Annotated in this window: 21 protein-coding genes, 1 tRNA gene and 1 riboswitch; of the genes, 19 read left to right on the top strand and 3 right to left on the bottom strand. The window is 48.9% G+C overall.

What is annotated here, in order from left to right:
- Window positions 1–4: 4 nt before the first annotated feature.
- The gene (locus EV210_RS09500; protein ID WP_132079053.1) at window positions 5–238 is read left to right on the top strand and encodes a DUF2164 domain-containing protein; all 234 of its coding nucleotides are present in this window, start codon (window positions 5–7) and stop codon (window positions 236–238) included.
- 42 nt (window positions 239–280) lie between these two features.
- Here EV210_RS09500 and EV210_RS09495 read toward each other — a convergent pair whose 3' ends face one another.
- The gene (locus tag EV210_RS09495; protein ID WP_132079050.1) at window positions 281–1,771 is read right to left on the bottom strand and encodes an aminotransferase-like domain-containing protein; all 1,491 of its coding nucleotides are present in this window, start codon (window positions 1,769–1,771) and stop codon (window positions 281–283) included.
- A gap of 111 nt (window positions 1,772–1,882) precedes the next feature.
- Here EV210_RS09495 and EV210_RS09490 point away from each other — a divergent pair, with 111 nt between their 5' ends.
- The 3 genes from EV210_RS09490 (at window position 1,883) to EV210_RS09480 (ending at window position 3,719) form a co-directional block, all read left to right on the top strand.
- Window positions 1,883–2,800, top strand: a complete 918-nt coding sequence (locus EV210_RS09490; RefSeq protein ID WP_165898846.1) for a DMT family transporter — start codon at window positions 1,883–1,885, stop codon at window positions 2,798–2,800.
- A 234-nt stretch (window positions 2,801–3,034) separates the two neighbouring features.
- A complete protein-coding gene (locus EV210_RS09485; RefSeq protein WP_132079044.1) occupies window positions 3,035–3,307 on the top strand; it encodes a sulfate transporter in 273 nt (90 codons plus the stop codon).
- 67 nt (window positions 3,308–3,374) lie between these two features.
- The gene (locus EV210_RS09480; RefSeq protein ID WP_481157913.1) at window positions 3,375–3,719 is read left to right on the top strand and encodes a flavodoxin domain-containing protein; all 345 of its coding nucleotides are present in this window, start codon (window positions 3,375–3,377) and stop codon (window positions 3,717–3,719) included.
- Window positions 3,720–3,914: 195 nt separating this feature from the next.
- Here the strand turns inward: EV210_RS09480 and pdxK are convergent, their stop codons facing one another.
- Entirely contained in the window at window positions 3,915–4,721 is an 807-nt protein-coding gene (gene pdxK / locus EV210_RS09475) for a pyridoxine/pyridoxal/pyridoxamine kinase (RefSeq protein WP_132079041.1), read from the bottom strand.
- A 130-nt stretch (window positions 4,722–4,851) separates the two neighbouring features.
- On the opposite strand from pdxK, the gene pdxR reads away from it, so the two are divergent.
- From pdxR to EV210_RS09425, 10 genes are all read left to right on the top strand, one after another.
- A complete protein-coding gene (gene pdxR / locus EV210_RS09470; protein WP_132079038.1) occupies window positions 4,852–6,297 on the top strand; it encodes a MocR-like pyridoxine biosynthesis transcription factor PdxR in 1,446 nt (481 codons plus the stop codon).
- A 21-nt stretch (window positions 6,298–6,318) separates the two neighbouring features.
- Complete coding sequence (locus tag EV210_RS09465) at window positions 6,319–7,602, top strand: metallophosphoesterase family protein (RefSeq protein ID WP_132079035.1); 1,284 nt, start codon at window positions 6,319–6,321, stop codon at window positions 7,600–7,602.
- Entirely contained in the window at window positions 7,599–10,766 is a 3,168-nt protein-coding gene (locus EV210_RS09460; RefSeq protein ID WP_132079032.1) for an AAA family ATPase, read from the top strand. Before EV210_RS09465 ends, EV210_RS09460 begins: the two co-directional genes overlap by 4 nt.
- An 80-nt stretch (window positions 10,767–10,846) precedes the next feature.
- Window positions 10,847–10,948, top strand: a riboswitch (purine riboswitch).
- 209 nt (window positions 10,949–11,157) lie between these two features.
- Window positions 11,158–12,279 carry a BMP family ABC transporter substrate-binding protein gene (locus EV210_RS09455; RefSeq protein WP_243650494.1) on the top strand — a complete coding sequence of 374 codons (1,122 nt, stop codon included), beginning with the start codon at window positions 11,158–11,160 and terminating at the stop codon, window positions 12,277–12,279.
- Between the two features lie 141 nt (window positions 12,280–12,420).
- Window positions 12,421–13,938, top strand: a complete 1,518-nt coding sequence (locus tag EV210_RS09450; protein WP_132079029.1) for an ABC transporter ATP-binding protein — start codon at window positions 12,421–12,423, stop codon at window positions 13,936–13,938.
- Window positions 13,928–15,013, top strand: coding sequence for an ABC transporter permease (locus EV210_RS09445; protein WP_132079027.1), 1,086 nt, complete (start codon window positions 13,928–13,930; stop codon window positions 15,011–15,013). The genes EV210_RS09450 and EV210_RS09445 overlap by 11 nt, the downstream gene beginning before the upstream one ends.
- Window positions 15,013–15,945, top strand: a complete 933-nt coding sequence (locus EV210_RS09440; protein ID WP_132079024.1) for an ABC transporter permease — start codon at window positions 15,013–15,015, stop codon at window positions 15,943–15,945. Before EV210_RS09445 ends, EV210_RS09440 begins: the two co-directional genes overlap by 1 nt.
- Window positions 15,946–16,047: 102 nt before the next feature.
- Complete coding sequence (locus EV210_RS09435; RefSeq protein WP_132079021.1) at window positions 16,048–16,428, top strand: rhodanese-like domain-containing protein; 381 nt, start codon at window positions 16,048–16,050, stop codon at window positions 16,426–16,428.
- Window positions 16,429–16,543: 115 nt separating this feature from the next.
- Window positions 16,544–17,785 (top strand): HD-GYP domain-containing protein, encoded by a 1,242-nt coding sequence (locus EV210_RS09430; RefSeq protein WP_132079018.1) that lies wholly within the window; start codon window positions 16,544–16,546, stop codon window positions 17,783–17,785.
- A gap of 170 nt (window positions 17,786–17,955) precedes the next feature.
- Window positions 17,956–18,031: transfer RNA gene (locus tag EV210_RS09425), tRNA-Thr, on the top strand.
- An 80-nt stretch (window positions 18,032–18,111) separates the two neighbouring features.
- Here the strand turns inward: EV210_RS09425 and EV210_RS09420 are convergent.
- Entirely contained in the window at window positions 18,112–18,690 is a 579-nt protein-coding gene (locus EV210_RS09420; RefSeq protein WP_132079015.1) for a CatB-related O-acetyltransferase, read from the bottom strand.
- Window positions 18,691–18,994: 304 nt separating this feature from the next.
- Here EV210_RS09420 and EV210_RS09415 point away from each other — a divergent pair, with 304 nt between their 5' ends.
- From EV210_RS09415 to EV210_RS09395, 5 genes are all read left to right on the top strand, one after another.
- Window positions 18,995–19,654, top strand: a complete 660-nt coding sequence (locus EV210_RS09415) for an MgtC/SapB family protein (RefSeq protein ID WP_132079012.1) — start codon at window positions 18,995–18,997, stop codon at window positions 19,652–19,654.
- Between the two features lie 105 nt (window positions 19,655–19,759).
- Window positions 19,760–21,652 (top strand): sigma 54-interacting transcriptional regulator, encoded by a 1,893-nt coding sequence (locus EV210_RS09410; RefSeq protein ID WP_132079009.1) that lies wholly within the window; start codon window positions 19,760–19,762, stop codon window positions 21,650–21,652.
- Window positions 21,653–21,817: 165 nt separating this feature from the next.
- Window positions 21,818–23,107 carry a four-carbon acid sugar kinase family protein gene (locus EV210_RS09405; protein ID WP_165898845.1) on the top strand — a complete coding sequence of 430 codons (1,290 nt, stop codon included), beginning with the start codon at window positions 21,818–21,820 and terminating at the stop codon, window positions 23,105–23,107.
- A gap of 14 nt (window positions 23,108–23,121) precedes the next feature.
- Window positions 23,122–24,126 (top strand): 4-hydroxythreonine-4-phosphate dehydrogenase PdxA, encoded by a 1,005-nt coding sequence (pdxA, locus tag EV210_RS09400; RefSeq protein WP_132079003.1) that lies wholly within the window; start codon window positions 23,122–23,124, stop codon window positions 24,124–24,126.
- A 52-nt stretch (window positions 24,127–24,178) separates the two neighbouring features.
- A complete protein-coding gene (locus EV210_RS09395; protein WP_132079000.1) occupies window positions 24,179–25,459 on the top strand; it encodes a nickel-dependent lactate racemase family protein in 1,281 nt (426 codons plus the stop codon).
- The last annotated feature ends 39 nt before the right edge of the window (window positions 25,460–25,498 follow it).

Below are 25,498 nucleotides of genomic sequence, written 5' to 3'. Positions count from 1 at the left end.
CCAAATGAAAGAGCTGGAGTTTAGCAAAGAAGTCAGCCAGGATCTGCTCAGAAGCATTCAGGAGTTTTTTCTCACAGAAAGAGAGGAAGAAATCAGTGAATTCCAGGCTGCGAAAGTTCTTGAATTTATTACCGTACAAATCGGACCACATATCTATAATCAGGCGATAAAAGATGCGCATGCGTTGCTTAGTAACAGCATAGAAGATTTGTACGGTCTTGAAAAAAGAGCCCGGTAACGAATAAACCACTGTTGAATTGCATCAACAGTGGTTTATTCGTTACTGGCAATCTCGCTGGACCGCATGGTTCAGCAGTTCGCAGAGAATAGCCAGGCTTACCGGTAAATCCTGATCAGAAAGATTGGTCCAGCAGATTCTAAGGTGGTTAGCGGCCGGTTCACCGGGATAAAAAATCGAACTAGGCAGGAAATGAATACCCCGGTGATGCGCTTCGGGAATAAGGCTGTCGGCGCTGATCTGGGGAGGCAGTGTAAGCCACAGGTATAAACCTGCCGCTGGGTTTTGCCATTTAATGCAGGGGTTGAGGCTGGTCTCAAGGGTCTTGGTAACCAATTGACTGCGCTTACGTAGAACCTGATTAAGCTGAGTCAGGTGTTTTTTTACCTGTGAACTTTGAAAAAAGGGAATTAGTGATTTTTGCGGCCAAAGCGGCGAACCCATATCAACGATTGATTTAGCGGCAAGCAGCCGCTTATAGATCGTCCCATCGGCAGCAAGGAGTCCTAACCGGATACCGGGGAATAAAAATTTGCTGAACCCTTTTAAATAGATGACTCTGCCGCTGGTGTCGAGCATCTTTAATGGCGGGGGCAGCTTTTTGGCACTGGCAGTAAAAACCAGTTCCCGGTGAGGTTCATCCTCTAAAATGAGAATATTATGAGCAGAGGCAAACTCAAGCAGCTCATGGCGCCGTCTTAGCGGCATAACCGATCCTGTCGGATTATGATAAGTAGGGACAGTATAAATGGCTTTCAGCGAGGTTTTTTCGGCTACCTCTTCCAGAATGTCCAGGCGAATTCCCTGACTATCTACCGGAATTGGCTGAATGGTAGCCTGACTTAGCCTAAAAGCGTCAATCGCTCCGGAAAAGCAGGGAGTTTCAACGGCAATGGTATCGGCTGGGCCGAGGAAAGTTCGACAGAAGAGATCAATACCTTGTTGCGTTCCATTGCTAATCAGCATCTGGTGTGGCTCAAGGGAAATGTCACAGGTTTTGAGGTAATCGGCAATGACAGCAATGAATTCGGGATCCCCGCCAAAGGTGGATAATTTACCGATGGCATCAGGATACAGCGTCAGCGCTTTTTGTATAGAGGCTGACAGCGGTCCAATGGGCAGCAAACTGCTGTGAATAGCGGCGGTAGCCAGGTCCATAATGGATCTGGGGAGCCGTTCAGCGCTTTGGCTCCACATACTTGCCCGGGGCAGATAATCGTTTACTGTTAGCTGCCAATCCCACGGATTTGCTTGATTCATTCCTGTTTGCTGTGAAGCAGTAAACAGGCCGCGCCCTTGTTTAGCGACAAAGGTTCCGCTGCCGTGTATCGTCTGCACCAGTCCGGCTTGTTCCAGCAGACGATAGGCGGCAACAACCGTCAGCAGACTTACGCCAAGCTGTGCGGCATACTGCCTGACGGAAGGAAGCTGCTGGCCGGGTTTGAAAAGCTCTGTGCGAATGCGTTGGGCGATATCTAAGTAAATTTGTTCTTTCAGCGGAATGGTAGAATGGCGGTCCAGGTGGATATTCACTTTATCCCTCCCTTTAACTGTTATAGTGTAAAGTTGACTGTTATAGTGAAAATCGTGTTATATAAGTACATGTTAGCAAGTGTTTTATATAACTGCAAGGGGGAGAGGTTGTTGTACATTGCCTATATCGTTATGTGTCTGATTTTCGGCACAACATTTCTAGCTATAAAAGTAGGTGTTGATGCCGGCATACCGCCATTCTTCTTTGGTGGTACCCGTTTTTTAGCTGCAGGTTTAGCTGTTGGCCTGGTATTGTATGGTAAGCGCCAAACAATACGGTTAGCTTCGGCACAACTGAAAGATGCCTTATATGTGGGCTTGATGATGACGACAGCGTTGTTCGCAGCTCTCTATTGGGGAGAACAATATATTTCATCCGGTCTGGCAGCTTTACTTGCGGCGGCATCGCCGGCTATGATTGCACTTATACAGTGGCATAAAAAAGAAAATAAGCTGGCCGGAGTGCAAAAGGCTGGTTTGGGCATTGGTTTTGCCGGAGTTGTATTGGCAATATATCCCTCGGTAATGGTTGAAGCGAACTCCTGGGCAATATGGGCAGTGCTGGCTGTTCTCGCAGGAGAGTTATGTGCGGCAGTCGGGGCGGTACGTTCAAGGCGGGCTTTGCAGCAAACGACGGATGTTTTTTTATTTAATGCCTATCAGATGATTTTTGGCGGTATCGGGCTGTTATTGCTTTCGTTATTTTTTGAATCCTTCGGCACAGTGCGGATAACGCCGACTGCTGTATGGTCCTGGCTTTATTTAACCGTATTGGGGTCAATCGTTGGGCATGGTATCTTTTATTGGCTTGTAAAGAAAAGCGGGCCTGTGTTCTCTTCAACCTGGACCTATGTATCGCCGATTATCGCCCAGGGAGTAGGGTTTTGGTGGCTGGGAGAGCAGGTAACGATGCTGTCTGCAGCTGGTCTACTGTTGGTTTTGTCAGGTGTGCAGATGCAGAATGTTAAGGTAACTGAAATGCTTGTCGTGTATATCCGTAATGCTGTTTCATCCAGCAGCCGTACCTAAAGGTACGGCTGTTTTTTTGCCAAATAACTTGACAAGAGAAGCAAAGATTGATTATTATATAAATGAAAATGATTATCAATATCATCGTTGAGGGGGAGGGAAGATGTTTTTATTTAGAAAAGGGATTGGGTTTCTCATTGTTTTGCTAGGGCTGATCATCGCGATGCGCGAGGTAGTCAGCTTCTTAATATAAATGACAGCACGACTTCGAATGTGAAAACAGGAGGGTGGCGAATGTCAATTCTGGTAAAGAGTGATTTTGAACAGGTGCATATCAATATCGGTGGTGATGTATGCCAAGAGCATATCGAGTTCCTGAAAAATAAGATGCTCGATCACTTGCAGTACGGTTACCGGCGCATTGTGCTTAATCTGAATGCTGTAGGCAGCTGCCATGCCCACGCATTGGCAATGCTGAGCTATGTCCAATACCGGATGCTGACATGCGACGGCGAATTAATTATTGAAGATGAGCAGGGAATTATGGAGGAGCTGGTGCAAGCCTGATGCTTAAGACTGTGCTTGTCTGTTTTGTAGCGGGTTATCTAATTACACATAAATAGGGGGAAGCGTAATGAGCAAAATAACGGTAATTTACTGGAGTGGTTCAGGTAATACGGAGGCAATGGCTGAAGCAGTTGTTGAAGGAGCAAAAGCCCAGGGGGCAGAAGTAAGACTGCTTCACGTAGGTGAGGCCGATAAAGATACAGTGGCCCATGCCGACGCACTGGCTATCGGCTGCCCTTCAATGGGCGCAGAAGTGCTGGAAGAAGCGGAAATGGAGCCTTTTATCAGCTCAATTGAGTCTGTTGTTGCCGGGAAGCCGATTGCTCTTTTTTCGGTTCTTACGGCTGGGGTAACGGAGAATGGATGCAGGACTGGGTTGCCAGAATGCAAGGCTGCGGTGCCAAGATGGTAGGCGAAGGGCTGATCATTCAGAATATGCCCGATGAGGACGGCTTGGAAGCTTGCCGGGCACTGGGCAAAGAATTAAGCAACGCATAGTTAAAGCGGTCCGGCTGAATACCGGACCGCTTTTTAACAATTGCATAAACAAGCGGCCTGGTCGTATGCCAGGCCGCTTCTTATATGTGCTGGCTGCGCCAGCACAGAATTATTTTAAGCGGTGTGCTGCGTGGTAGGTAGGACCTACGTAAGAGTTAAGCGGGAAGGAATGGCTGATTGCGGCAGTAATGAACGCTTTTGCTTGTTTTACCGCTGCCCGGACAGGCAGACCCTGAGCGAGACCGGCCGTTATCGCTGCCGCATAGGTGCAGCCTGCGCCATGTGTATAGGGCGTGTCAATCTTGGCCGATTCGAGCACTTCAAATTCGTTGCCGTCGTACAGGACATCTACTGCTGTAGCCGTACCAAGCTTGGAACCGCCTTTAATCAGCACATTTTTAGGGCCAAGTGCAAAAATTTTCTCAGCGGCTGCTTTCATGTCTTCTACAGAGCGGATCGCGGCGATACCACTTAGCTGTGTTGCTTCAAATACGTTGGGGGTAATAATAGTTGCCCGGGGAGCCAGTTCCTCACGAATGCTGATGGCTGACTCGGGATGCAGCACTTCGTCGGTGCCTTTGCAAACCATTACCGGATCGATGACAATATTTTTTACCTTGTACTGATCGATCTTTTTCGCCACTAATGAGATGACTTCGCTGGTGGCAAGCATGCCTGTCTTTAAGGCGTCAACGCCAATGCCTGCCAGAACAGTTTCCAGCTGGGCTTCCAATACCTCCAGCGGCAGGGGGAAAACGTCGTGGGCCCATTCGTTTTGGGGATTTTGCGCCACTATGACGGTAATGGCCGTCATGCCGTAGACGCCGAGCTCCTGAAAAGTCTTCAAATCGGCCTGTAAACCAGCGCCGCCGCTGGTATCTGAACCGGCTACCGTAAGAGCTTTGTATACTTTCATGTTTTATGCCTCCTATAAGGTATCAATTACTCGTTTCCAAAATGGTAGTTGTATTATAAAATATAAATGATGCTTTTAAAATATACAGAATCGATATTTTTAATAGGTACAGTTTTGGAGGTGAACGAGGATGGAGCTCATTATGCTTAGTCCTGAAAGTAAAGATCCCTTATATATACAGCTTTATCAGTACTTTAAAGGTGAGATTGAAACCAGCAGGCTGGGAGAAGGCGAGAAGCTGCCTTCTATCCGTGGCTTGGCCAAAAGCCTGGCAGTCAGTAAGATTACAGTTGAGAAAGCTTATCAGCAATTGATGAGCGAAGGCTATATCGAAAACTGCGACCGTTCGCGTTACCGCGTAAACAAGTTTGAGGGAAGTGTCTTTAAAGCGGCCTGGCCGACAGAAGTCCAGGCTGCAGCAACTGCTGGCAAAAGAGCGGAAAGCAAGATTATATACGATTTTGCCAGTGGGGAAATGGATCAGGACGGTTTCAATTTTTCGTTATGGAAGCGTTATATCAGCAAGGTTTTCTTAAATAAAGAACGATTGGTGGGCTACGGCAGCATTCAGGGTGAAGAAGAATTGCGCAGTGAGATTGCCAGATATGTACACAACTCCAGAGGCGGAAAGGTGCATAAAGAACAAATCATTATCGGTCCCGGTGTACAAAGTCTGCTGAATATGCTTTGCAGTATTTTAAAAGCTGATAATTGCAGTATTGCTTTTGAAGAGCCAGGTTTTAAAAATGGCCGGCATATCTTTGCCGACCATGGCTTTCATATCATCCCGATTGAAATGAACCCTGACGGGGTGAATATGGATGAACTGGTTGCCAGTAAAACCCGGCTGGTTTATATCAGTCCTTCTCATCAGTTTCCGACAGGCTATATTATGCCTATCGGCAAGCGGAACCGGCTGCTGAGATGGGCAAAGGAAGTGGGGGCAACAATCATTGAAGACGATTATGACAGTGAATTTCGCTATTTTGGACGTCCTATACCAGCGCTTAAAGGTCTGGATTCCGGCGAAAATGTTGTCTATTTAGGTTCGTTCTCTAAAGTAATGCCGCCGTCAATGCGAATTAGTTACATGGTACTGCCCGACCGGCTGCTGCCTGTTTATCACAAGAATGCCACCTTGTACAACCAGGCTGCATCCACCATTGAGCAGCTGGCACTAGCCAAGTTCATGGCTGATGGCCACCTGGACAGACAGATCCGCCGTCTGCGCAAATTATATTCTGAGAAGAGCCTGCTATTTTTTGATGCACTCAGACAGGTGTTCGGCGAACGAATCGATGTGAATGATACAGAATCGGGGCTGCATACGCTGATTACTGTTAAATCCAACCGTACAGCGCAGGAACTGGTTGACAGGGCTATGCTTAAAGGCTGCCGGGTTGCCTCCGTGCAGGACTATTACTGGGAGAATATACCCGAGGAGTATCCCCGGATGATTCTTTACTTTTCTAAAATTCCCGCAGGCGATATGCTCGCCGCCGTTCAGGCATTAAAGGAAGCCTGGTTTCCAGACGAGACAAGGATAACGGCTAAGGCCTGTGGAAATAGCCTGTAATGATAGTGTCAGGGAGCGAAAATGATGAGTTCAAGAGTCCCTTTTGCATTTGTTCATTGTGCCGATTTACATCTTGATAGTCCTTTTGAAGGGCTGTTCAGCAAGAATGAGCGACTGGCGAGCCTGCTCAGAGAAGCAACTTTCCAGGCTTTTGACAATGTTATTTCTGTTGCAATTGAAAACAATGCTGCATTTGTTTTGATTAGCGGTGATATCTACGATGGAGCCGATAACAGTCTTAGAGCACAAATCCGCTATACCGATACGCTGGCGAGGGCAGCCAGGCATAACATACGCTGTTTTGCCGTTCATGGCAATCATGATCCGGTAAAAGCATGGCGGGCTAACATTGCTATGCCCCCAAGCGTTCACGTATTTGGCGCCGAGAAGGTCGAACGTATCCCGGTCGTATATGAGGGGCGCGTTCTGGCCCATATTTATGGTATTAGTCACGCTGAATACCGGCTTAAGCAAAATTTGGCGGCTAAGTTCAGGCGTCAGCAAGCGGACGAATATGCGATCGGCTTGCTGCATTGCAATGTCGGTGCCTGTGTCGATCATGATGACTATGCGCCTTGTACGATGGCAGATTTGTACGATGCCAATATGGACTATTGGGCATTGGGACACATCCACAGCCGGACGATCTTGTCGGACAAAGCGCCGCTTAGTGTTTATCCGGGCAACACGCAAGGGCGCAGCATCAAAGAAACCGGTGAAAAAGGCTGCTGTCTTGTCCGGGTTCAGGCGGATGGCAGCACAGACCTTGAGTTTCATGCGACGGATGTGCTGCGCTGGTTCCGGGATGATTTGACGATCAGCGAGACCGAAACCATCGACAGTCTCAGAAAGAAGCTGTTTGCCAAACAGCAGGATCTGCGGGTGCAGGCAAAGCAGCGCGGCAGTATCAGCCGGCTGACAATCACGGGACGCAGCAGCCTGCATGAAATGCTCAGACAAAATGATATTGTGCGGGATTTGCTTGCCGATTTAAATGAAGGCGAGGAGCGGCGCAGTGACTTTGCCTGGTTTGATTCTATTGCGATTAAGACCAGGCCGGCAGTCGATATTGATAAGCGCCGGGAAGTGCCTGACCTGGTAGGTGACTATCTCCGCGCTGCTGATGCTCTAAGGCAGGGAACGCAAACGGCGGAGTCTGTCTGGGAAGTGCTTTTAAGCCGCCCGGAAAGTAACAAAATTAAGCAGGTCATTATGGGATTCTCCGAACAGGAACTGCTGGACCTGCTCGATGCTGCTGAGATCAGCGGATTAGACTTGCTGCTTGCCGGGGAGGACGTTGAGTGAGGATTAAAGCAATCTATCTTGATCAGTATGGTATTTATCGCCGTCATAATATTCTCGATTTGCCCAAAGGGTTGGTTGTATTTGTGGGCAATAACGAAAGCGGCAAAACTACCCTGATGAGGTTTATCCGCTCTGTTTTATTCGGGTTTCCTAAAAATAGCGGTGCCGATTGCAGCGGGAAGCTGCTTATTGAAGACCAGGCCGGACAAGAGTTTCTCATCAGCCGCAGTGGGAAAAATGCGGTTATTACCGGCAGCAGTGGTCAGGTAGTGCCGTTGGAGCCGGCAGTGAAATGGCTGAATGGTCTTGACCGGGCAACGTACGAAAAAGTGTTTGCCATCGGGCTGGAAGATTTGCAGGGCTTAAAACTGTTGTCGGAAAATACCGTCCGGTCACGTTTCTTTGCAGGTGCCGGAGGAACAGCCCTTGTTGAGGCCATAAAAAAAGTGGAGGAAGAACGAGCCGATTTGCTGGTAGCTGCTCCTCAGGGCAGAAAGCTGATTAACAGGCTGCTTAAGGAACAGGAAGAGCTTGCTGCGAAGATTCGGGAAGCGGGGAAAGATGAGGCTTTATATGCCGAACTCACGGCTAAAAAAGCGGAACTTGTTCAGGCTATGCAGCAAGATACAACCCGGCTGGGGGAGGTCAACAGCCGCCTGGCCCTGCTGGTTCAGCTTGAACAGGCCTGGGAACCATGGACAAATCTGCAGCTTGCCCTGGAGAAAAAAGCCCAGGTTGAAGATGCCCGTGATTTTCCCGGCAATGGGCTGATTAAGCTGGAAAACCTGCTGCAGAAACACCGGGATAATGAAGCTGATGTACAGGAGAAAGCAAGACTCCATCAGGAAGCGCAGAGCCAGCTTGCCGGTTTGATGGTTGATAATGCTCTCCTTTGTGCGCAAAGCGATATTGAACGCCTTTACAGTGAGAAAGGCCGGCTGGCCATAGAGCGTAAACAACAGCCGCTGCAGCAGGCAGAAGAGCAGAGTCTGAAGGAACAGTATCAACGCTCACTCCGGGAAATCGGCCCCGAGTGGCAGGATGCCATGCTGGCTGAGGTGGATATATCCGTTGCTGTCAGGCAAAAGGTGCAGGAGTTTGCTGGCCGTTTCCTGCAGGTAACGCAAAAAATCAGCGAGGCGGAAGTGAGTGAAAAGCGTGCTGTCCAGCTGCGCGAGGAGCTGAATGAGGAGGTCCGGCGATTCAGGCTGCAGTTGGAACGGATGCCTGTGCCGGGAGTGACGACAGCTAAGGAAATGGAGCTGCTCGAGGAAGGGCTGCGCACAACGCGAAGCCAGTTAATCAAAGGGGAACAACTTAGGCAAGCCCGCAACGCCAGCCTTGAGGCGGCGGCTGAGCTTGACTGCCAATTGGCTCAAGCAGCAGCAGGCCGCAAGCTGCAGTCCGCTTTTCTGCCGGCTTGGGCAGGGCCGGTAATTGGCGCAGGCTGTTTGGCGGGAGCAGGCTTCTTATGGCAGGTAACATATGCAGGTGCTGCTGCTGTTGCGTGTGCCGGCCTTATCGCGGCTATCCTTGTTATGCGGCAGCGGCAGCAGGAGGTCAAAGAACGGCGCGCATGGGGGCTGCAGATGGCGGCAGAGGAGCAGCGGCTTAAGCAGCAGAAGGCCAAAATAGCCGGAACACTGGCTGATTTGGACAAGGAATGGCAGCTTTGCGAGGTGCGCCTGGAAGCTGCTACTCAGGCTATGGGACTGGGCAAACCGGATACGATCGAGGAAGCAGATGAGCTGGAAAAAGAAGTAGTTACGATCCGCAAAGCGTTTGAAAACCGGCAGCAGTTATTGAAGCAATCTGGAGAGCTGGCTGAAAAGCAAAAAGCAGCCGCACAGCGGGCAGAAGCCGCTTTGCTAAAAGTCCAGGCGTGTTACCGGGAAAAACAGCTGCTAACGGATGAATGGCAAAATTGGCTGAAAATGCGCCACTTTTCTACCGAAAGCAGCCCGGAGGCATTTGAGATTGTCCTGAAGGCAGTAGAAGGAGCCCGAGCGCTGAAACGTCAGTATGAACAAGCCGCCGCCCGTTCGGCTGTAACCGGTGCATATCTCGATAACCTGCAGGCAGAGTTTGCCCTCATACAGCAACAGCTGCAGCGCACTGGTAATGCGGTTTTATCGGTGCACGATTTGGAACAGCTATACCAGGAACTAACTGCAGCCAGAGAAGTTGCCAAAGAAAAATTGCATTTGCAGCAAACAGCGGATCAGCTTCTGCTCAGTCTAGAGCAAAGCCGCACCCAGGCGGCGCTAAGTGCTGCTGAGCTAGCCGGACTTTACCGGCAGACTGAAACAGCCGGTGAAGAAGAGTTCCGGGCTTTAGCTGCGCGGTATGAAGAGTGGCGGATGAGTGAGGACACGAGTGCAAAAATGGCGGCGGCTTTGCGGGCAATCGCCGGAACGGCAGCGAAGCAAGCCGCTCTTGAAGCCGCACTTGCCGCTACTAATCTTGTCGAGATTAGTCAGGAGCGGGATCGCCTCAGCCAGGAGAAAATCGCGCTCGAAAGAGGTGCTGCGCAAAAACCGCAGGCGGTGGGAGCGCTTGATAACCAATTAAAACAACTTGGCCAGGACGATAAGCTGAATATCCTCCTTGCTGAACGCAATGCAGTGGCTTCACAGCTGGCGGAGGCAGTGAAACAATGGGCGAGATTGTCTCTTTCCCGGCAGTTTCTGGAGCAAGCCCGCAGCATTTATGAACAGGAACGGCAGCCAGGTGTTATTTTACAGGCTGATAAATTTCTCCGCACGATGACCGGCAGCCGCTACCAGCTGTTCTCTGCGATCGGCGGCAGTGACGTCCAATTGCTGGACAGCGCCCGGAACAGCAAAAGAGAGGATATCTGGAGCAGCGGCTTAGCCGACCAGGTATATTTGGCGGTGCGGCTGGGATTAGCCTTAGAGTTTGGGCGGCTGCTGGAGCCGGTGCCGCTTATCCTTGATGACATTCTTGTGCGTTTTGATGCTTTGCGGCAGCGGGGGGCAGCTAAAGTTCTTTTAGACGTGGCCGGCACCCAGCAAGTCTTTCTGTTCTCCTGTCACGAACATACCCGGCAAATTATCCGGGAGGTGCATGCTGACAGCAAGAACGTAGGAACACCAGTAGCTTATTATGATGTAAGCAACGGATTGATTTGTGCACATAAGTAGTAAAAAACCCTCTAGACTTCTGTTGGTATTTCCGGTATACTCAATTACAAAGTACTAATGTTTTTTGCAAGAGGACTATAACTGAATAATAAGCTTACACTCGTATAATCTTGGAAATAGGGTCCGGGAGTCTCTACAAGGTGACCGAAAAATACCTTACTATGAGTGGAATGTGCCTGACGATTCATAGGTCGTTTTGTTTGCCTACGGATACATGGCATATACCCATTTTATGGGATACGCCGAAGGGATAAAAAGCCCGGGCGGGTGAGTTAGTGAGCAGTGTTGCAAGCTACCTTTCCTTAGCTCGGGCTTTTGTGCGTGTTTATGGCTGCTCTGGGGTATTCCCCTGCAATAGAGCGAGTGGCATTATTCGTAAGGAGGAGATACGGTGAAAAAACAAGGAAAGCGTAAAATTGGGCTCCTGCTGCTGGCAATGGTACTTATTGCTGCGCTGCTGGTAACCGGCTGTGGCAAAAGTGCCGCTCCGGCAGACAAGGCACCGGCAAAAGCGGACAAGGTAAAAGTTGCCTTTGTGTATGTAGGGCCGGTCGGTGATGCTGGCTGGAGCACTGCTCATGATCAGGGCCGTAAGTACCTGGAAAAAGAAATGCCGAATGTCGAAGCTACCTATGTTGAATCTGTTCCCGAAGGGGCAGATGCGGAACGGGTACTTACCGAGCTGGCGATGAAAGGCAATAAAATAATTTTTGCCACCAGCTTTGGTTATATGGATTATATCCAAAAGGTAGCGCAAAAGTTCCCTGACGTTACCTTCCTCCACTGTTCGGGCTATAAAACAGCCGCCAATGTGGGGACTTATTTTGGCAGAATGTATCAAGCCCGATATTTATCCGGCATAGCTGCCGGCAAACAGACGCAAAGCAATACGATTGGTTACGTTGCCGCTTTCCCGATTCCGGAAGTTGTCCGCGGCATTAATGCCTTTACCCTCGGGGCGCAGTCCGTGAATCCTAACGTAAAAGTAAAAGTTGTATGGAGTAATACCTGGTACAATCCAGCCACAGAGAAAGATGCTGCCAAGAGCTTGCTGGATGCTGGTGCCGACGTTATTGCCATGCATCAGGATACTCCCGCCCCCATGCAGGCTGCTGAGGAAAAAGGGAAATTTGCCGTTTCCTATAATTCGGACATGCGCAGCTTCGCACCCAAAGCCGTGTTGACTGGGCCTGTTTGGAACTGGGGGCCCTACTATGTAAAAACAGTGAAAGCCGTTTTGGATAAGACCTGGAAATCAGAGCAATATTGGGGATCGATGGCGGAAAACATTATTGACCTTGGCCCATACGGCCCCATGGTTGCCGAAGATACGAAAGCGTTGATTGCCAAGAAGAAAGAGGAAATCATTAAAGGGTCGTGGGATGTATTTACCGGCCCGATTAAAGACCAGCAGGGCAGTTTAAAAGTGGAGAACGGTCAAAAGATGTCTGATAAGGACATGCTGGAATTTAACTGGTTTGTTCAAGGGGTAGAAGGAACGATTGCCAAGTAAGGTAGTTAGGATATTGAGGCCGTTTTGCACAGAAACGGCCTCAATTTATGACGGCGGGCTGCTTGATAATTGGCAGTTTGCATTTGTACGTAAGCGCCAAGTGCCAATTAGCAAGAAATACACCAGGAGAGGTGAGCAGCAATGAGTGCAATTCCAATGGTTCAAATGATAAATGTCACCAAGCGGTTTCCGGGGGTAGTAGCGAATGATCATGTCAGCCTGACAATTGAGGCTGGGCAGATTCATGGCTTGCTGGGGGAGAATGGGGCAGGAAAAAGTACACTGATGAGCATCCTTACCGGTTTATACCGGCCGGATGAAGGCGAAATTTATATAAAAGGACAGCAGGTCGAAATGCTTTCCCCGAAAGCTGCTGTTGTGCAGGGAATCGGGATGGTCCATCAGCATTTCAAGCTGGTGAAATCCTTTACAGTGGCGGAAAACATAATTCTTGGTATGCAGGATATGGGACTGCTGTATGATCAGCGCAAAATAGAAGCTCAAATAGAACAATTTTGCAATCAGTACGGAATGTGTATTGATCCTGCCGCAAAGGTCTGGCAGCTGACTTTGGGTGAGCAGCAGCGGGTGGAAATTATAAAGGCCTTGTTCAGAGGCGCGGAAATCCTTATCTTGGATGAGCCGACTGCTGTGTTGACGCCCCAGGAGGCTAAGGACTTGTATAAGACCCTGCGTTTAATGGCTGAACAGGGCAAAGCTGTTATTGTTATCTCCCATAAATTGAGTGAAGTGCTGGAGGGTACGGATAAAATCAGTGTCTTACGGGGCGGAAAACCGGCAGGCAGTACCAAGACAGAACTGGCCAGTGAGGAGGAACTGACCCGATGGATGGTCGGACGGAATGTGCCTAAGCAATTGGACCGCACGGGAACGGAGCCCGGGGCAGTAGTACTGGAACTGGATAATATATCGTGTCTGAATAACCGCGGTCAAATAGCGGTGCGCCATGCCTCGCTTTGTATTCGTGCCGGAGAAATTGTGGGCATCGCCGGAGTGGCCGGTAACGGACAGACCGAACTGGCCGAAGTTGTAGCGGGGCTGCGGCCAGTCGAGGGCGGCCAGAAGTACGTAGCCGGGGAGAATCACACTATCAGCAGTGCCAGGGACATGATCAGGGCAGGTGTAAGCTATGTTCCGGAGGATCGGCTGGGAACAGGGCTGGTGCCTGGTTTGAATGCGATAGATAATTATATCTTGAAGGGCTATGACCAAAAAGGATGGTTGATTAACTGGCAGCTGGCGTTGCAGAAAACGCAGGCAGCAATCGATGCTTTTGATATTAAAATGGCCAATATTTTTAATCCTGTGAAAATGATGTCAGGCGGCAATCTGCAAAAGCTTCTGCTAGCCAGAGAAATTCATGCCGATCCGCGCCTGCTGGTGGTGGTGTATCCGATGCGAGGTCTGGATGTAGGAGCAATGGCGGCAGTGCGTGAACTGCTCCTGGCACAGCGGGAGGCCGGTAAGGCTATATTGCTTATTTCCGAAGAGTTAGATGAACTTTTCGCCTTGAGTGATGTGATTGCTGTTTTGCACAGAGGGGAAATTATGGGTATTGTTCATCCCCAGGCCACAACAGTGGCAGAGGTAGGGGCGATGATGGCCGGAAAAAGGATGTTGAATCAACATGCTGTTTAATATACTGTCAGGCTGGCGCTGGGAAAAGCGCGGAGCGGTTTCTCAAGTGATGATGATTGCAGTACCGCTGCTGTCAATTGTGGTAGGCTTGGCTTTTGCCGGGATATTTATCGCTCTTACCGATAAAAATCCTGTAGATGTTTATCTGCTGATGCTGGAGGGCGCTTTTGGCTCAGCTTATGGCCTGGCGGAAACGGTCGTGAAAGCGGTGCCGCTTATTTTATGCAGTCTTGCTGTAGCGCTGGCTTTTCGCATGCAGCTGTGGAATATCGGTGCAGAAGGACAGCTGTATATGGGAGCCTTTGGGGCTACCTGGGTAGCGCTGAGCTTTCCCGAATGGCCCGCGGTAGTGCTGCTTCCGGCTATGATTGCTGCAGGTTTTCTTGCAGGAGGTGTATGGGGGCTGCTGCCTGCCATTCCCCGGGCTTACTATAAGGTTAATGAGACGATTACCACGCTGTTGATGAATTATATCGGCATCCTCTGGGTCGATTATCTGGTTTATGGTCCCTGGAAAGATCCGAAGGGGCTGGGTTTTCCCATTACAGCACCTTTCTCAGAAGCGGCTATTTTGCCAGCCTTTGGCGTAACCCGAATTCACTTAGGGCTTGTACTGGCGCTCTTGTGCGTGGTTGTCTTGTATATTGTGCTGCACTACACCCGCTGGGGTTTTGAGATCCGCGTCAGCGGCGAGAGCGCTGCGGCAGCGAATTATGCCGGGATGAATTATACTAAAAATATCCTGCTTGTCATGTTTATCAGCGGCGGATTGGCCGGGGTGGCCGGTATGACGGAAGTATCCGGCATTACTCAGCGGCTGCAGCACGGGATATCTCCCGGCTACGGGTATTCAGCAATTATTATTGCCTGGCTGGCACGGCTTCACCCGGTGGCGGTCGTCCTGGTATCAGTGATCTTTGGCGGCTTACTTGTCGGCGGCTTCAGCATTCAGACGAGCGGCTTTCCGGCAGCGACTGTTGCCATGCTGCAGGGGGCAATTCTTTTCTTTGTTGTCGGCGGTGAAATCTTTATGCAATATCGTTTGAAATGGGTAGGAAAAGGGAGGAGTGCCTGATGGAACAATCAATTTGGATTGCTATTTTAGCATCAGGTATTATTGCCGGAACCCCGATTCTGCTTGCCGCCCTTGGGGAAATGCTTTCCGAATTATCGGGCGTATTGAATCTCGGGGTGGAAGGGATGATGCTCGCCGGTGCGGTATGCGGCTTTATGGTGGCATTGAATACTGGTGATCCCTGGTGGGGATTACTGGCTGCGGTTATTGCAGGTGGTCTTATGGCGCTGATTCATGCTTTTCTGACGATTACCCTCAGGGCTAATCAAGTTGTCAGCGGCCTGGCGCTGACTATTTTCGGAACAGGGCTTAGTGGCTATATCGGTAAGTCTCTAATCGGCCTACCCTTGCCGGTGAATTTTCGACCGGTAAGCATACCCGTGTTAAGCGATATTCCGGTGCTGGGGCCGATATTGTTTCAACATGATGTGCTGGTTTATCTCAGTTATGCTTTGGTTGCCCTGCTTTGGTTTTTTCTGTTTCGCACGAAAAAGGGGTTGGAGCTGCGCTCGGTAGGGGAGAATCCTGGTGCTGCAGACTTAGCCGGAATCAATGTGTTTCGTATGCGTTATGTTTTTGTGATTGCCGGTGGAATGCTTGCCGGCCTGGCAGGAGCGTATTTGTCGCTGGCTTACGCACCCTCCTGGCTGGAGAATATGACAGCCGGACGGGGCTGGATAGCCGTTGCCCTGGTGATTTTTGCAACATGGCACCCCGGGAAGGCGCTGTTGGGAAGCTTTCTGTTCGGGACAATTGATGTGTTAGGCTTTCATCTGCAGAATTTTGGGATCATGATTCCCTCGTTCTTTCTAAAAATGCTTCCTTATGCCATTACGATTGCCGTATTAATTGTAGTAACCCGTGAGACCAAAACACGCCGTGTGGCTGCACCTGAAGCGCTGGGCATACCGTATAACCGTGAAGAACGCTGACGAGTTCTTGCTGTAAGCTGGAATGTCAGGCTTATTTGCAGTATAATAGAAGCAGACTTGGCATTTATTTGCACCTTGTCGCTAAAGGAAAGGGGTGTTTAAATGGCATCGCTGCTAGTGGTGGCATTATTAATTTTATCCGGAATTATCGCTTATAAGCTGATAAATCGCAAACTTGCCCTCCGGGGACATGAACTGAAAGAGTCGGAAGCACTGGAAAAATGGGAAGGAAACGAATATATTCTGGATGTGCGTACCACTGAAGAATATAAGGAAGGACATGTGCCGGGAGCAACCCTGATTCCGTTAAATCAGTTAGGACGGCGCTTCAGTGAAATCCCGCGGGACCGTGATGTTTACATTATGTGCCGCAGCGGCACCCGCAGTGCAGAAGCAACCGTATGGCTGCTAAAAAAGGGATTTGACAATGTCTATAACATATCGGGCGGAATGCTGAAATGGCAGGGGCCGGTAGAAAAGTAAAAGTTGAAAAAACAGCTCTGTTATACTATTATTTAGGTAATAACCGCAAATTTTGTCGATTTCGAAAATGCAGGTTTCATATCTGCATTTTTTGCTCTCTCAAGGGGGAAAAAACATGCTATTTAATATTCACCCCATAAACTTAATCAAAGCTTTATCTCAGGCACTGGAGCTTTCTAACGGCGGACTGGGCCGCCATCATTGGCGTACAGCAATGATTGCAAACCGTATTGCGGAATACTTGGGTGTCGAAAAACAACAGCGCAATCTTCTGGTCTATGCCGGGTTGCTCCATGATCTGGGTGCCGTTTCCAACTGGGAAGAAAAGCATCGCATCCGGAATATGGAGCTTGCTCAGACGAATATTTATGAGCATGCCGAGGCGGGTTATCTGCTGCTCAAGGACTCAAAACAGCTGGGGCCGCTTGCCGCTATTATCCGTCATCACCATGACCATTGGGACGGATCAAGCCCCTACAACCTGGCAGGGGAAGATATTCCCTTATTTTCCCGCATTATTAATCTGGCCGATAAGGTTGAGGCCCATTTAACAGAAGATAATATACTGGAGCATTATCCGGCAATTTTAGCAATTATCCGGAAACAAAGCGGCAGTGTTTTTGATCCGGAGCTGGTAAAGGCATTGCATGACTTTGGCCGGCGGGAAAGCTTTTGGCTGGATTTGACCAATCCCCATTACTATCAGAATTTCTTTCAAAGCATTGATGACTATGGCAGACTGCCGTTTCAAATTAATGATATTATTGATGTTGCGGAAATTTTTGCAACGATTATTGACCGTACCAGCCGGTTTACCGGTGCTCACTCCCGGAGTGTAGCCACTGTTGCTGCCTATCTGGCGCAGGCCCGCGGCTATAGCCAGGCGGAAGTAAAGCTGATGCGGGTGGCGGGATTGTTCCATGATATTGGCAAGCTGGCCATACCAAACTCAATATTGGAGAAAATGGGCAAGTTGACGGACCGCGAGTTTGCCATCATTAAGCAGCATCCCTATTATACATACCGCATATTGGAGCAAATTGACGGCTTTCAGACAATTGCCGAATGGGCTGCTCTGCATCATGAAACACTAGATGGTTCCGGATATCCCTTCCGGGTCGGGGAAGACTCCCTTCATCTTGGTTCCCGTATGGTAGCAGTCGCTGATGTATTTACCGCCCTCAGTGAAAACCGTCCGTATCGCCAGGGACTTGATCTGAAGGAAATTGAAAACATTATGAGGGGCATGGTCAGCAACCGTAAGCTGGATGCTGCTGTAGTAAGTGATCTTTTTATTAACAGTTCCGAGTTGTACGCAATTATGCAGCAGCGTGCAGCCAGTTATGAAGCTGTTTAAGAAAGCGTGTGCAAAATATGAGAAATGGGGCATGGTGGCAACCAATGGACAGTGGTCATCATACCCTTTCGAAATGCAAAGCGGTCAGTGCAGTTTTGGCAGCGAGCGATTTTTCCGGTCGGTTTCCTTGACAATGTAATGACGGTGAGATAGAATAATATTGTTAATTTGCCGGTATAGCTCAGCTGGTAGAGCACCTCATTCGTAATGAGGGGGTCGTAGGTTCGAATCCTATTATCGGCTCCAGTGAAAATGAAGACCTTCCGAAATATCGGAAGGCTTTTTTTATTTTAAAATTAAGTTGGAGTTATGGATTCAGACCATTATCAGGTAACTGGCCGGCCGCATTTTTCAATAAAAGCATCGATGTCGCTGTTTAACATTAGCGGCAGCAGGCTGTTGAGCTTTTCTACCGGAAAGTTCCACCATTGTATGTTTAATAAAGCTTCAATCTGCTGCTCGCTAAAGCGTTTGCGAATGATGCGACAGGGATTTCCCACAACGATTGAATAAGGCGGTATATCTTTGGAGACTACACAATGAGAGCCAACAACAGCACCGTCGCCAATCGTGACTCCTGATAAAACCGTACATTGGTTGCCTAACCATACGTCGTTACCGATCGTTACATTCCCCTTGGATGCAGGATGACCTTCGATGCCAGCTGCTTGGGGCCAAGCGTCGGACCAGGCTGTAAACGGAAAGACCGTAACCCAATCGGAGCGGTGATTCCCCCCTAAAAAAATGGAGACTCCAACTGCGATTGAGCAATATTTTCCGATCGTTAAATACGTATCTTCTCCCCACCAAAAGACCTGCGGCTGACCGTAGGTGAAATCGCCGACATTTACCCTGGTTGCTACCGCGCTTTGGGATAGATATTCTCTTGTAAGATGCAAAGACATACATATCATCCTTTCGTAAGCTTATTGAATTGGCCAGCAATATATACGCTGCGAAGAAAATTGGCAGCGCTTTCTCTGGATGTCTAAGTGATACTATTAAGCGAATGATTGGTCTAGAACTAGTATTGTCGAGCACAACTTCATAAGAATTTCTCTAGCATTGTAGAAGCAGGTCATATTTTCTGCTTTGGCAGAATATCTATGGTAAAGCAATAGAATGAATGTTGTTGAGAGATGTCCCATTGCCGGTGTACAGCCGGTATATAGGATGTCTTTTACTTTTCCGGCGAAAGGGGGATTACCTGTGGTGTTAGAAATTGACACATTAATGCGGCTGTCGGTTGCTTTTGTGTTAGGGGGGCTTATTGGTTATGAACGTCAGTCGCAAAGCAAAGCCGCAGGCTTGCGTACGCATGTCCTCGTCTGTCTGGGATCGTGTTTAGTGATGATCTTATCACTAAATATTTATCAGTCCGTGCAGGGTCTGACCAATGCTGATCCGGCCCGGCTTGCAGCACAGGTTGTGAGCGGTGTGGGTTTTTTAGGGGCCGGGACCATTATGAAAGAGGGGGCAACGGTTACCGGGCTGACAACTGCGGCCAGCCTGTGGGTTGTATCCGGTGTTGGCCTGGCAGTCGGCTGTGGTTATTATAGCGGGGCATTTTATACCACGTTTCTTATTCTGCTTACCCTGGCGCTGCTGCTGCGTATCGATAAGCTGCATAATGCCGGGCAAATGACGACACTATTGATTACAGTGGAAAATACGCCGGGGCAGATGGGGAAAATCGGTGACCTGCTCGGTGACTGCGGAGTACGGATCTGTGATATAAGGATTGACGCGGAGGGTGAGCAGTCAATGGTTATCAGCGTAGCGCTAAATGGCTCGGAGCAGGGGCTTATCAATAAAATAGCCGGCAGCCTGCTGGCTGTTGAGGGCGTTATTTCAGTTAAAAGCAGATAATGTAAACAGGGATTTTTCATATATGTTTAGAAGTAGTAAACAAAATGAACGGCTTTTAGTATAGTAGCTTTGAGCTGCCGCAGATAGTGAAAGTGAGGAACCAAAGTGGATACGAAGATAGCCATTATTACCCCTTTTGCGGCTATGCAGCAGATTGCACAGGAAGTGGTAAATGAGCGAAGCGATGAATGGCCCGAAGGAATTCAGGTGGTAATGGGTGATTTGAGAGATGGCCTGCAGCAAGCCTATAAAGCAATAGCCCAAGGGGCGGAAGTCATTATCAGCCGGGGCGGGACCGCATCATTAATCAGCAGTCAGATTGAATTACCGGTGGTGGAGATTCAAGTTACCGCCTTTGATATTTTGCGTGCTTTGAAACAAGTAAGTGGGCAGACGAAAAAGGTCGGCGTAGCTGGGTTTCGCAACGTAATTTATGGCTGCGAGGATTTTGGGGAGTTATGGGGGATTGCTTTACAGGAAATAACTCTTGAGAATGAACAGGGAGCATTGGAAAAGATAATGGCCGCCAAGGACGAAGGGATTAATGTCATTATTGGTGATGCTATTTCCATAAAGCTGGCTGGTCAGTATGGCTTGCAGGGGATCTTGATTCAATCGGGCAAGGACGCTATTTATAAGGCCATCAAGCAGGCGCAGCAGATTGGCCGCGTGCGCAGTAAGGAGCAGGCGCGATCGGAATTGCTGCGTACCATTATCAACTCTTCTACGGATGGCATCCTTGCAGTGGATGAACAGTCGCGTATCACTATTTTAAACCCTATTGCCGAAGACGTATTTCATCTTCGGGCAGAGGAAGCGCTGGGGCGAAAGGTTAGTGACGTTATCCCCAGTACGCGTCTGCCCTCGATTGTTGCATGCGGTACGGCTGAGATTGGTGAGATTCAAAAAATAGGCAATCGTGTGATTGCCACAAAACGGGTGCCGATTAAACTCAGTGGGAAAGTAGTGGGGGCAATTGCCAATTTTCAGGATGTAACCCAGCTGCAGCGGTATGAACAGCATGTTCGTCAAAAGCTATACGCCAAGGGTTTAGTTGCTAAGTTTACGTTAGCGCAGGTAATTGGCAGTTCGACAGTAATGGCAGATATAAAAAAGCGTGCTGTTCAATATGCAGGTACTGACTCAACTGTGCTTATCACCGGCGAGTCAGGTACAGGAAAAGAGCTTCTGGCTCAGAGTATTCATAATCTGGGCCAGCGTTCAAGCGGGCCCTTTGTAGCGGTTAATTGTGCTGCCTTGCCGGAGAACCTCTTAGAAAGCGAGCTTTTTGGGTATGAAGAAGGGGCCTTTACCGGTGCTAAAAAGGGAGGAAAAGCTGGTTTATGTGAGTTAGCCCATGGCGGAACGCTATTTCTGGATGAAGTGGGTGAAATGCCGCTAGCTTTACAGGCGCGGTTGCTGCGGGTGCTGCAGGAAAAAGAAGTTATGCGGTTAGGCGGCGACAGCGTTATCCCGGTAGATATCCGCATTATTGCTGCTACCAACCAGGATTTGCTGCAGTTAATTCAAGAACGGCGATTCCGTAATGATTTATATTACCGTCTGGATATTTTGCGGCTCCATGTACCACCTTTGCGGGAGAGAAAAGAGGACATACCCCTGCTGGTTGACTATTTTCTCCATAAACATACGATGGCAAAGCCCAATAGCGTGGCTTTCAGTGACGCTGCTGTTGATAGTTTGAAGCAGTATCAGTGGCCTGGTAATGTCCGGGAGCTGGCTAATATTCTGGAGCGAACACTCCTGCTGTTTGAAGGACCGATTATTACAGAAGAGATTATTGGTACCGTCTTGCGAGAAACAGCCGGAAGAGGTTTTAATCCTGCTGCAGGGGAGACGCTGCTGAAAGTCCGGGAAATGGAAACAATTCGTACAGTGCTTCAGGAAGAAAATTATAATTACAGCCGTGCGGCGGAACGGTTAGGGATTAATAGAACGACTCTTTGGCGCAAGCTACGCCAGCAAGACGCAAACTAAAAGATCACAAAAGCATGATGCAAATCGCAATATTGATTGTTGCGTATTGCATCATGCTTTTTGCTTTACAGGCCTTAAGAGCAAGAATCATGCCGGATGGAAATTTGGCATGATTCTTGCTGTTGGTTAAGACAGCAAAAAAGATGACAATTGCAGGTGATGAATATGCCTCGTCTTGCGATAATAGCAGATGATTTAACAGGCGCAAATGATACAGGTCTACAGTTTGCTAAATATGGACTTAGGACGTATGTCGTCCTGGATGCTGTTCAGAATCCAATTTTGCCGGAAGAAGCGGATGTCGTAGTGTTTGATACGGACAGCCGTGCCAGCACAGCTAAGCAGGCCTATTCCAAAGCAGCAGTTGTGGCAGAAGTGTTAAGGAACAAACAAGTGCCCATGGTATATAAAAAAATTGATTCTACCTTACGTGGCAATTTGGGCAGTGAAATTGATGCAGTGCTCGAGGTACTGGACTATGAATGTGCAGCGGTTGTCCCGGCTTTTCCTGCTATTGGCCGGATTACGGCTGGTGGGTATCATTTGCTGAACCAAATACCGCTGGCCTGTTCGGAAATTGCCCGTGACCCCAAAGCGCCGGTAACAGATTCACGGCTCGTGGAGGTCTTAAAACAGCAAACTAAGTATCACGTTGGTCATATTGGCCTGCAGGAGATTATAGCAGGCAGTGAGGCTGTTTGTCAGGCTATTGGACAGGCGGTCGCACAGGGTCAGCGACTGATTGCTTTTGATGCCACCGAGCAGACTCATTTGGTAACCATTGCCCGGGCTATTCAAGAATGTGGCAGAAAAATAATAATGGCTGGCTCGGCCGGATTAGCTGAGGTTTTGCCGCAGCTTTATAATATGCCTGCCTGTGATGACAAGCACGAGGTAAAAGTACAGGGAAAGCCGGTATTGATTGTCTCTGGCAGTGTGAGCAGTGTTACAACAAGTCAAGTTAATGCTTTTGTAAAGCAGCCTAATACGCAGTTAGTCGAAGTAAATGGTCAGGACCTGCTGCAGAATCCCGCTAAAGAAGTAAAACGCTGTATCGAGGCGGCGGCGATTGCTTTAAGGCAAGGCAGTCATGTAGCGGTTGTATCTTCCAGCAGAGCGGATGCTGTAGCCGCTTCCAGGCAGGCTGGTGAACGGCTGGGGATGAATGCGATTGAGGTTAGTGACCATATTGCCAGGCATTTGGGGATGATTGCCGCCGACTTGGTAGAGTGCGGTGTGGCAGGGTTGTTTTTAACGGGCGGCGACACAGCTGTAAGTGTGTGCCGGGCTTTAGGTACTTCCAGTATGAAAGTGCAAGGGGAAGTGGCGCCGGGAATACCTTTTGGTTGTTTGCATACCGGACCTTATGCAGGTTTGAAGGTAGTGACAAAAGCAGGTGCTTTTGGTCAGGAGGGGGTGATTATGCAATCGCTGGATGTAATGCTAAATCATTAGGGAGTGAATTTATTATGAAACCGGTAATCGGAATTACTCTGGGAGATGCTGCCGGCGTGGGCCCGGAGATTATTGCTAAAGCTTTAGCTGAACAAGAAGTATATGATATTTGCCGTCCGGTGGTGATCGGCGATCTTGGCATTATGAAACGGGCTGTGGCAATTGTGGGCCAGGATTTAACCTGCCGGGCAATTGATGACGTTCTGACTGGTGGGCAGGAATTTGGTCAAATTGATGTGATCGATTTAAGAAACCTGCCTGCCGATTTGCCCTTTGCCCAAGTTGATCCGCGGGCCGGTAAGGCAGCTTATACCTATGTGGAAACGGCCGTAAATTTGGCGCTGGCAGGAAAAATTGCTGCTATTGCCACTGCGCCGCTTAACAAGGATGCTATGAACCAGGGCGGTTGTCATTTCCCAGGGCACACAGAAATTTTGGCGCACTTATCAAACACAAAAAATTACGCGATGATGCTGACCGGTGGTTCTCTCAGGGTTATCCATGTTTCTACTCATTTAGCGCTGCGCCAGGCCTGTGAGAAAGTCAAGAAAGAGCGCGTATTGAAGGTCATTGAATTAGCAGATCAGGCAATGAAGAAAATTGGGATAAAAGAACCGCGTATTGCCGTAGCTGGGCTTAATCCCCATTCGGGAGAAGGCGGTCTGTTTGGCACGGAAGAAATCGAAGAAATTATTCCGGCCATTGAGTGCGCCAAGGCCTTGGGACTTCAGGTTACAGGTCCAGTAGCGCCTGACACGGTATTTTACCGGGCTGCTGTTAAAAAAGACTTTGATATTGTGGTAGTGATGTATCACGATCAGGGACATATACCACTTAAAGTATTGGGCTTCGAGGAAGGTGTCAATATCACGGTAGGTCTGCCGTTTATCCGGACCTCAGTGGATCATGGCACTGCCTTTGATATCGCCGGCAAAGGGATAGCCAACCATATGAGCATGCTGGAGTCAATCCGGCTGGCGGCACTAATGGCTGAGGCGAGTGCTGAAGATAACAAGTAAGTTTAGATAAGCATCGAGATTGTTAATTACAATGCGAAAGGAAGTAGGTCAGATGTCAAATATTAACGTGACCCTTCCCTATGGACGGGAAGAAATTGCAGTAGCTATACCACAACAAAACCTGATTGGGGTGTATTCACCGAAAGATGTGGCACCAGTCGCCAATCTGACGCAGGAAATTATACGCTGCCTGGAAAACCCTATTGACTCCAAGCCGTTGCGACAGTTGGTACAGGGAGCCAAAAACGTTGTTATTATTGCCGATGACAACACACGACTGACGCCTACCGATAAAATCATTCCGGTACTTCTTGATGAAATGAATGCGGCCGGAATCAAGGATGAACAGATTACCATTATTATTGCTCTTGGCACTCATCGCTTTATGACAGAGGAAGAAATCGAAATCAAGTTTGGGAAAGCGGTTGTGGAGCGGGTAACGATTAAAAACCATGACTTCAAAAATCCCGAAGCGCTGATCAGTCTGGGCACTACGGCGAATGGCACGAACATACTGGTAAATAAAGAAGCCTATGAAGCAGATTTTAAAATCGGTGTTGGCAGCATCGTGCCGCATCATATTCCGGGCTTTGCCGGAGGAGCGAAAATTGTTCAGCCTGGTATTTCCGGGGAAAAAACGACTGCTGAAACACATTTGCTGAGTGTACGGGCGCCGCGGTCCTATCTTGGTATTGAGGATAATCCCGTTCGTCAGGAATTAAATATGATCGCCGATAAGATCAACATGCACACGATTTTCAATACTGTTCTTAATCGTCATGGTGAAGTGGTCGGTGCCTTTTTCGGTGATACAAAAACAGCCTTTAATGCTGGTGTAAAACTGTCCCGCGATGTATATGCCACCGAAATACCTGAAGCTGCCGATATCGTTATCTCCAGTTCTCATCCCTGCGATCTTGAATTCTGGCAAGCTCATAAAACTTTGTATCCTTCTGATCTGGCGGTAAAAGCTGGTGGTACAATTATTATCGCTACCCCCTGCTATGAAGGGATTGCCGTTACGCATGGCGAGATGGCAGATATGACTTGCCATTCATCGCAGCAGTTACGGACTATGGTGGATAACGGTGAAGTCCATGATGAAGTGGCTGCCGCTCTTGCTATTGCCTGGGCCCAGGTGAAGGAACGGGAAGCGGTATACTTTGTCTCCGGTGGTATTCAGAATGAAGATGTCAGCAAGCTTGGCTTTACACCTTTTGCCACTGTGCAGCAAGCGTTTGATGCCGCTATGGCCAGACATGGCTCCGCTGCCAGAGTTACTGTACTTACTCATGCACCCGATATGCTGCCCATTGTACCTGGTAATCGCTAAGCTGCTCTGTTAAATTAGGTAAAAAATATAAGGGGGCCA

The organism is Anaerospora hongkongensis (assembly GCF_004339805.1).
GTDB classification, from domain to species: Bacteria; Bacillota; Negativicutes; order Sporomusales; family DSM-15969; genus Anaerospora; species Anaerospora hongkongensis.
This window is presented reverse-complemented; position numbering and strand designations above follow the sequence as displayed.

Coding starts and splice junctions, on each gene's coding strand:
- EV210_RS09430 (WP_132079018.1), top strand. CDS start 16,544: ATGCTATTTAATATTCACCCCATAAACTTAATCAAAGCTTTATCTCAG.
- pdxA (WP_132079003.1), top strand. CDS start 23,122: ATGAAACCGGTAATCGGAATTACTCTGGGAGATGCTGCCGGCGTGGGC.
- EV210_RS09485 (WP_132079044.1), top strand. CDS start 3,035: ATGTCAATTCTGGTAAAGAGTGATTTTGAACAGGTGCATATCAATATC.
- EV210_RS09435 (WP_132079021.1), top strand. CDS start 16,048: ATGGCATCGCTGCTAGTGGTGGCATTATTAATTTTATCCGGAATTATC.
- pdxR (WP_132079038.1), top strand. CDS start 4,852: ATGGAGCTCATTATGCTTAGTCCTGAAAGTAAAGATCCCTTATATATA.
- EV210_RS09450 (WP_132079029.1), top strand. CDS start 12,421: ATGAGTGCAATTCCAATGGTTCAAATGATAAATGTCACCAAGCGGTTT.
- EV210_RS09445 (WP_132079027.1), top strand. CDS start 13,928: ATGCTGTTTAATATACTGTCAGGCTGGCGCTGGGAAAAGCGCGGAGCG.
- EV210_RS09440 (WP_132079024.1), top strand. CDS start 15,013: ATGGAACAATCAATTTGGATTGCTATTTTAGCATCAGGTATTATTGCC.
- EV210_RS09420 (WP_132079015.1), bottom strand. CDS start 18,690: ATGTCTTTGCATCTTACAAGAGAATATCTATCCCAAAGCGCGGTAGCA.
- EV210_RS09465 (WP_132079035.1), top strand. CDS start 6,319: ATGATGAGTTCAAGAGTCCCTTTTGCATTTGTTCATTGTGCCGATTTA.
- EV210_RS09395 (WP_132079000.1), top strand. CDS start 24,179: ATGTCAAATATTAACGTGACCCTTCCCTATGGACGGGAAGAAATTGCA.
- EV210_RS09480 (WP_481157913.1), top strand. CDS start 3,375: ATGAGCAAAATAACGGTAATTTACTGGAGTGGTTCAGGTAATACGGAG.
- EV210_RS09500 (WP_132079053.1), top strand. CDS start 5: ATGAAAGAGCTGGAGTTTAGCAAAGAAGTCAGCCAGGATCTGCTCAGA.
- pdxK (WP_132079041.1), bottom strand. CDS start 4,721: ATGAAAGTATACAAAGCTCTTACGGTAGCCGGTTCAGATACCAGCGGC.
- EV210_RS09405 (WP_165898845.1), top strand. CDS start 21,818: ATGCCTCGTCTTGCGATAATAGCAGATGATTTAACAGGCGCAAATGAT.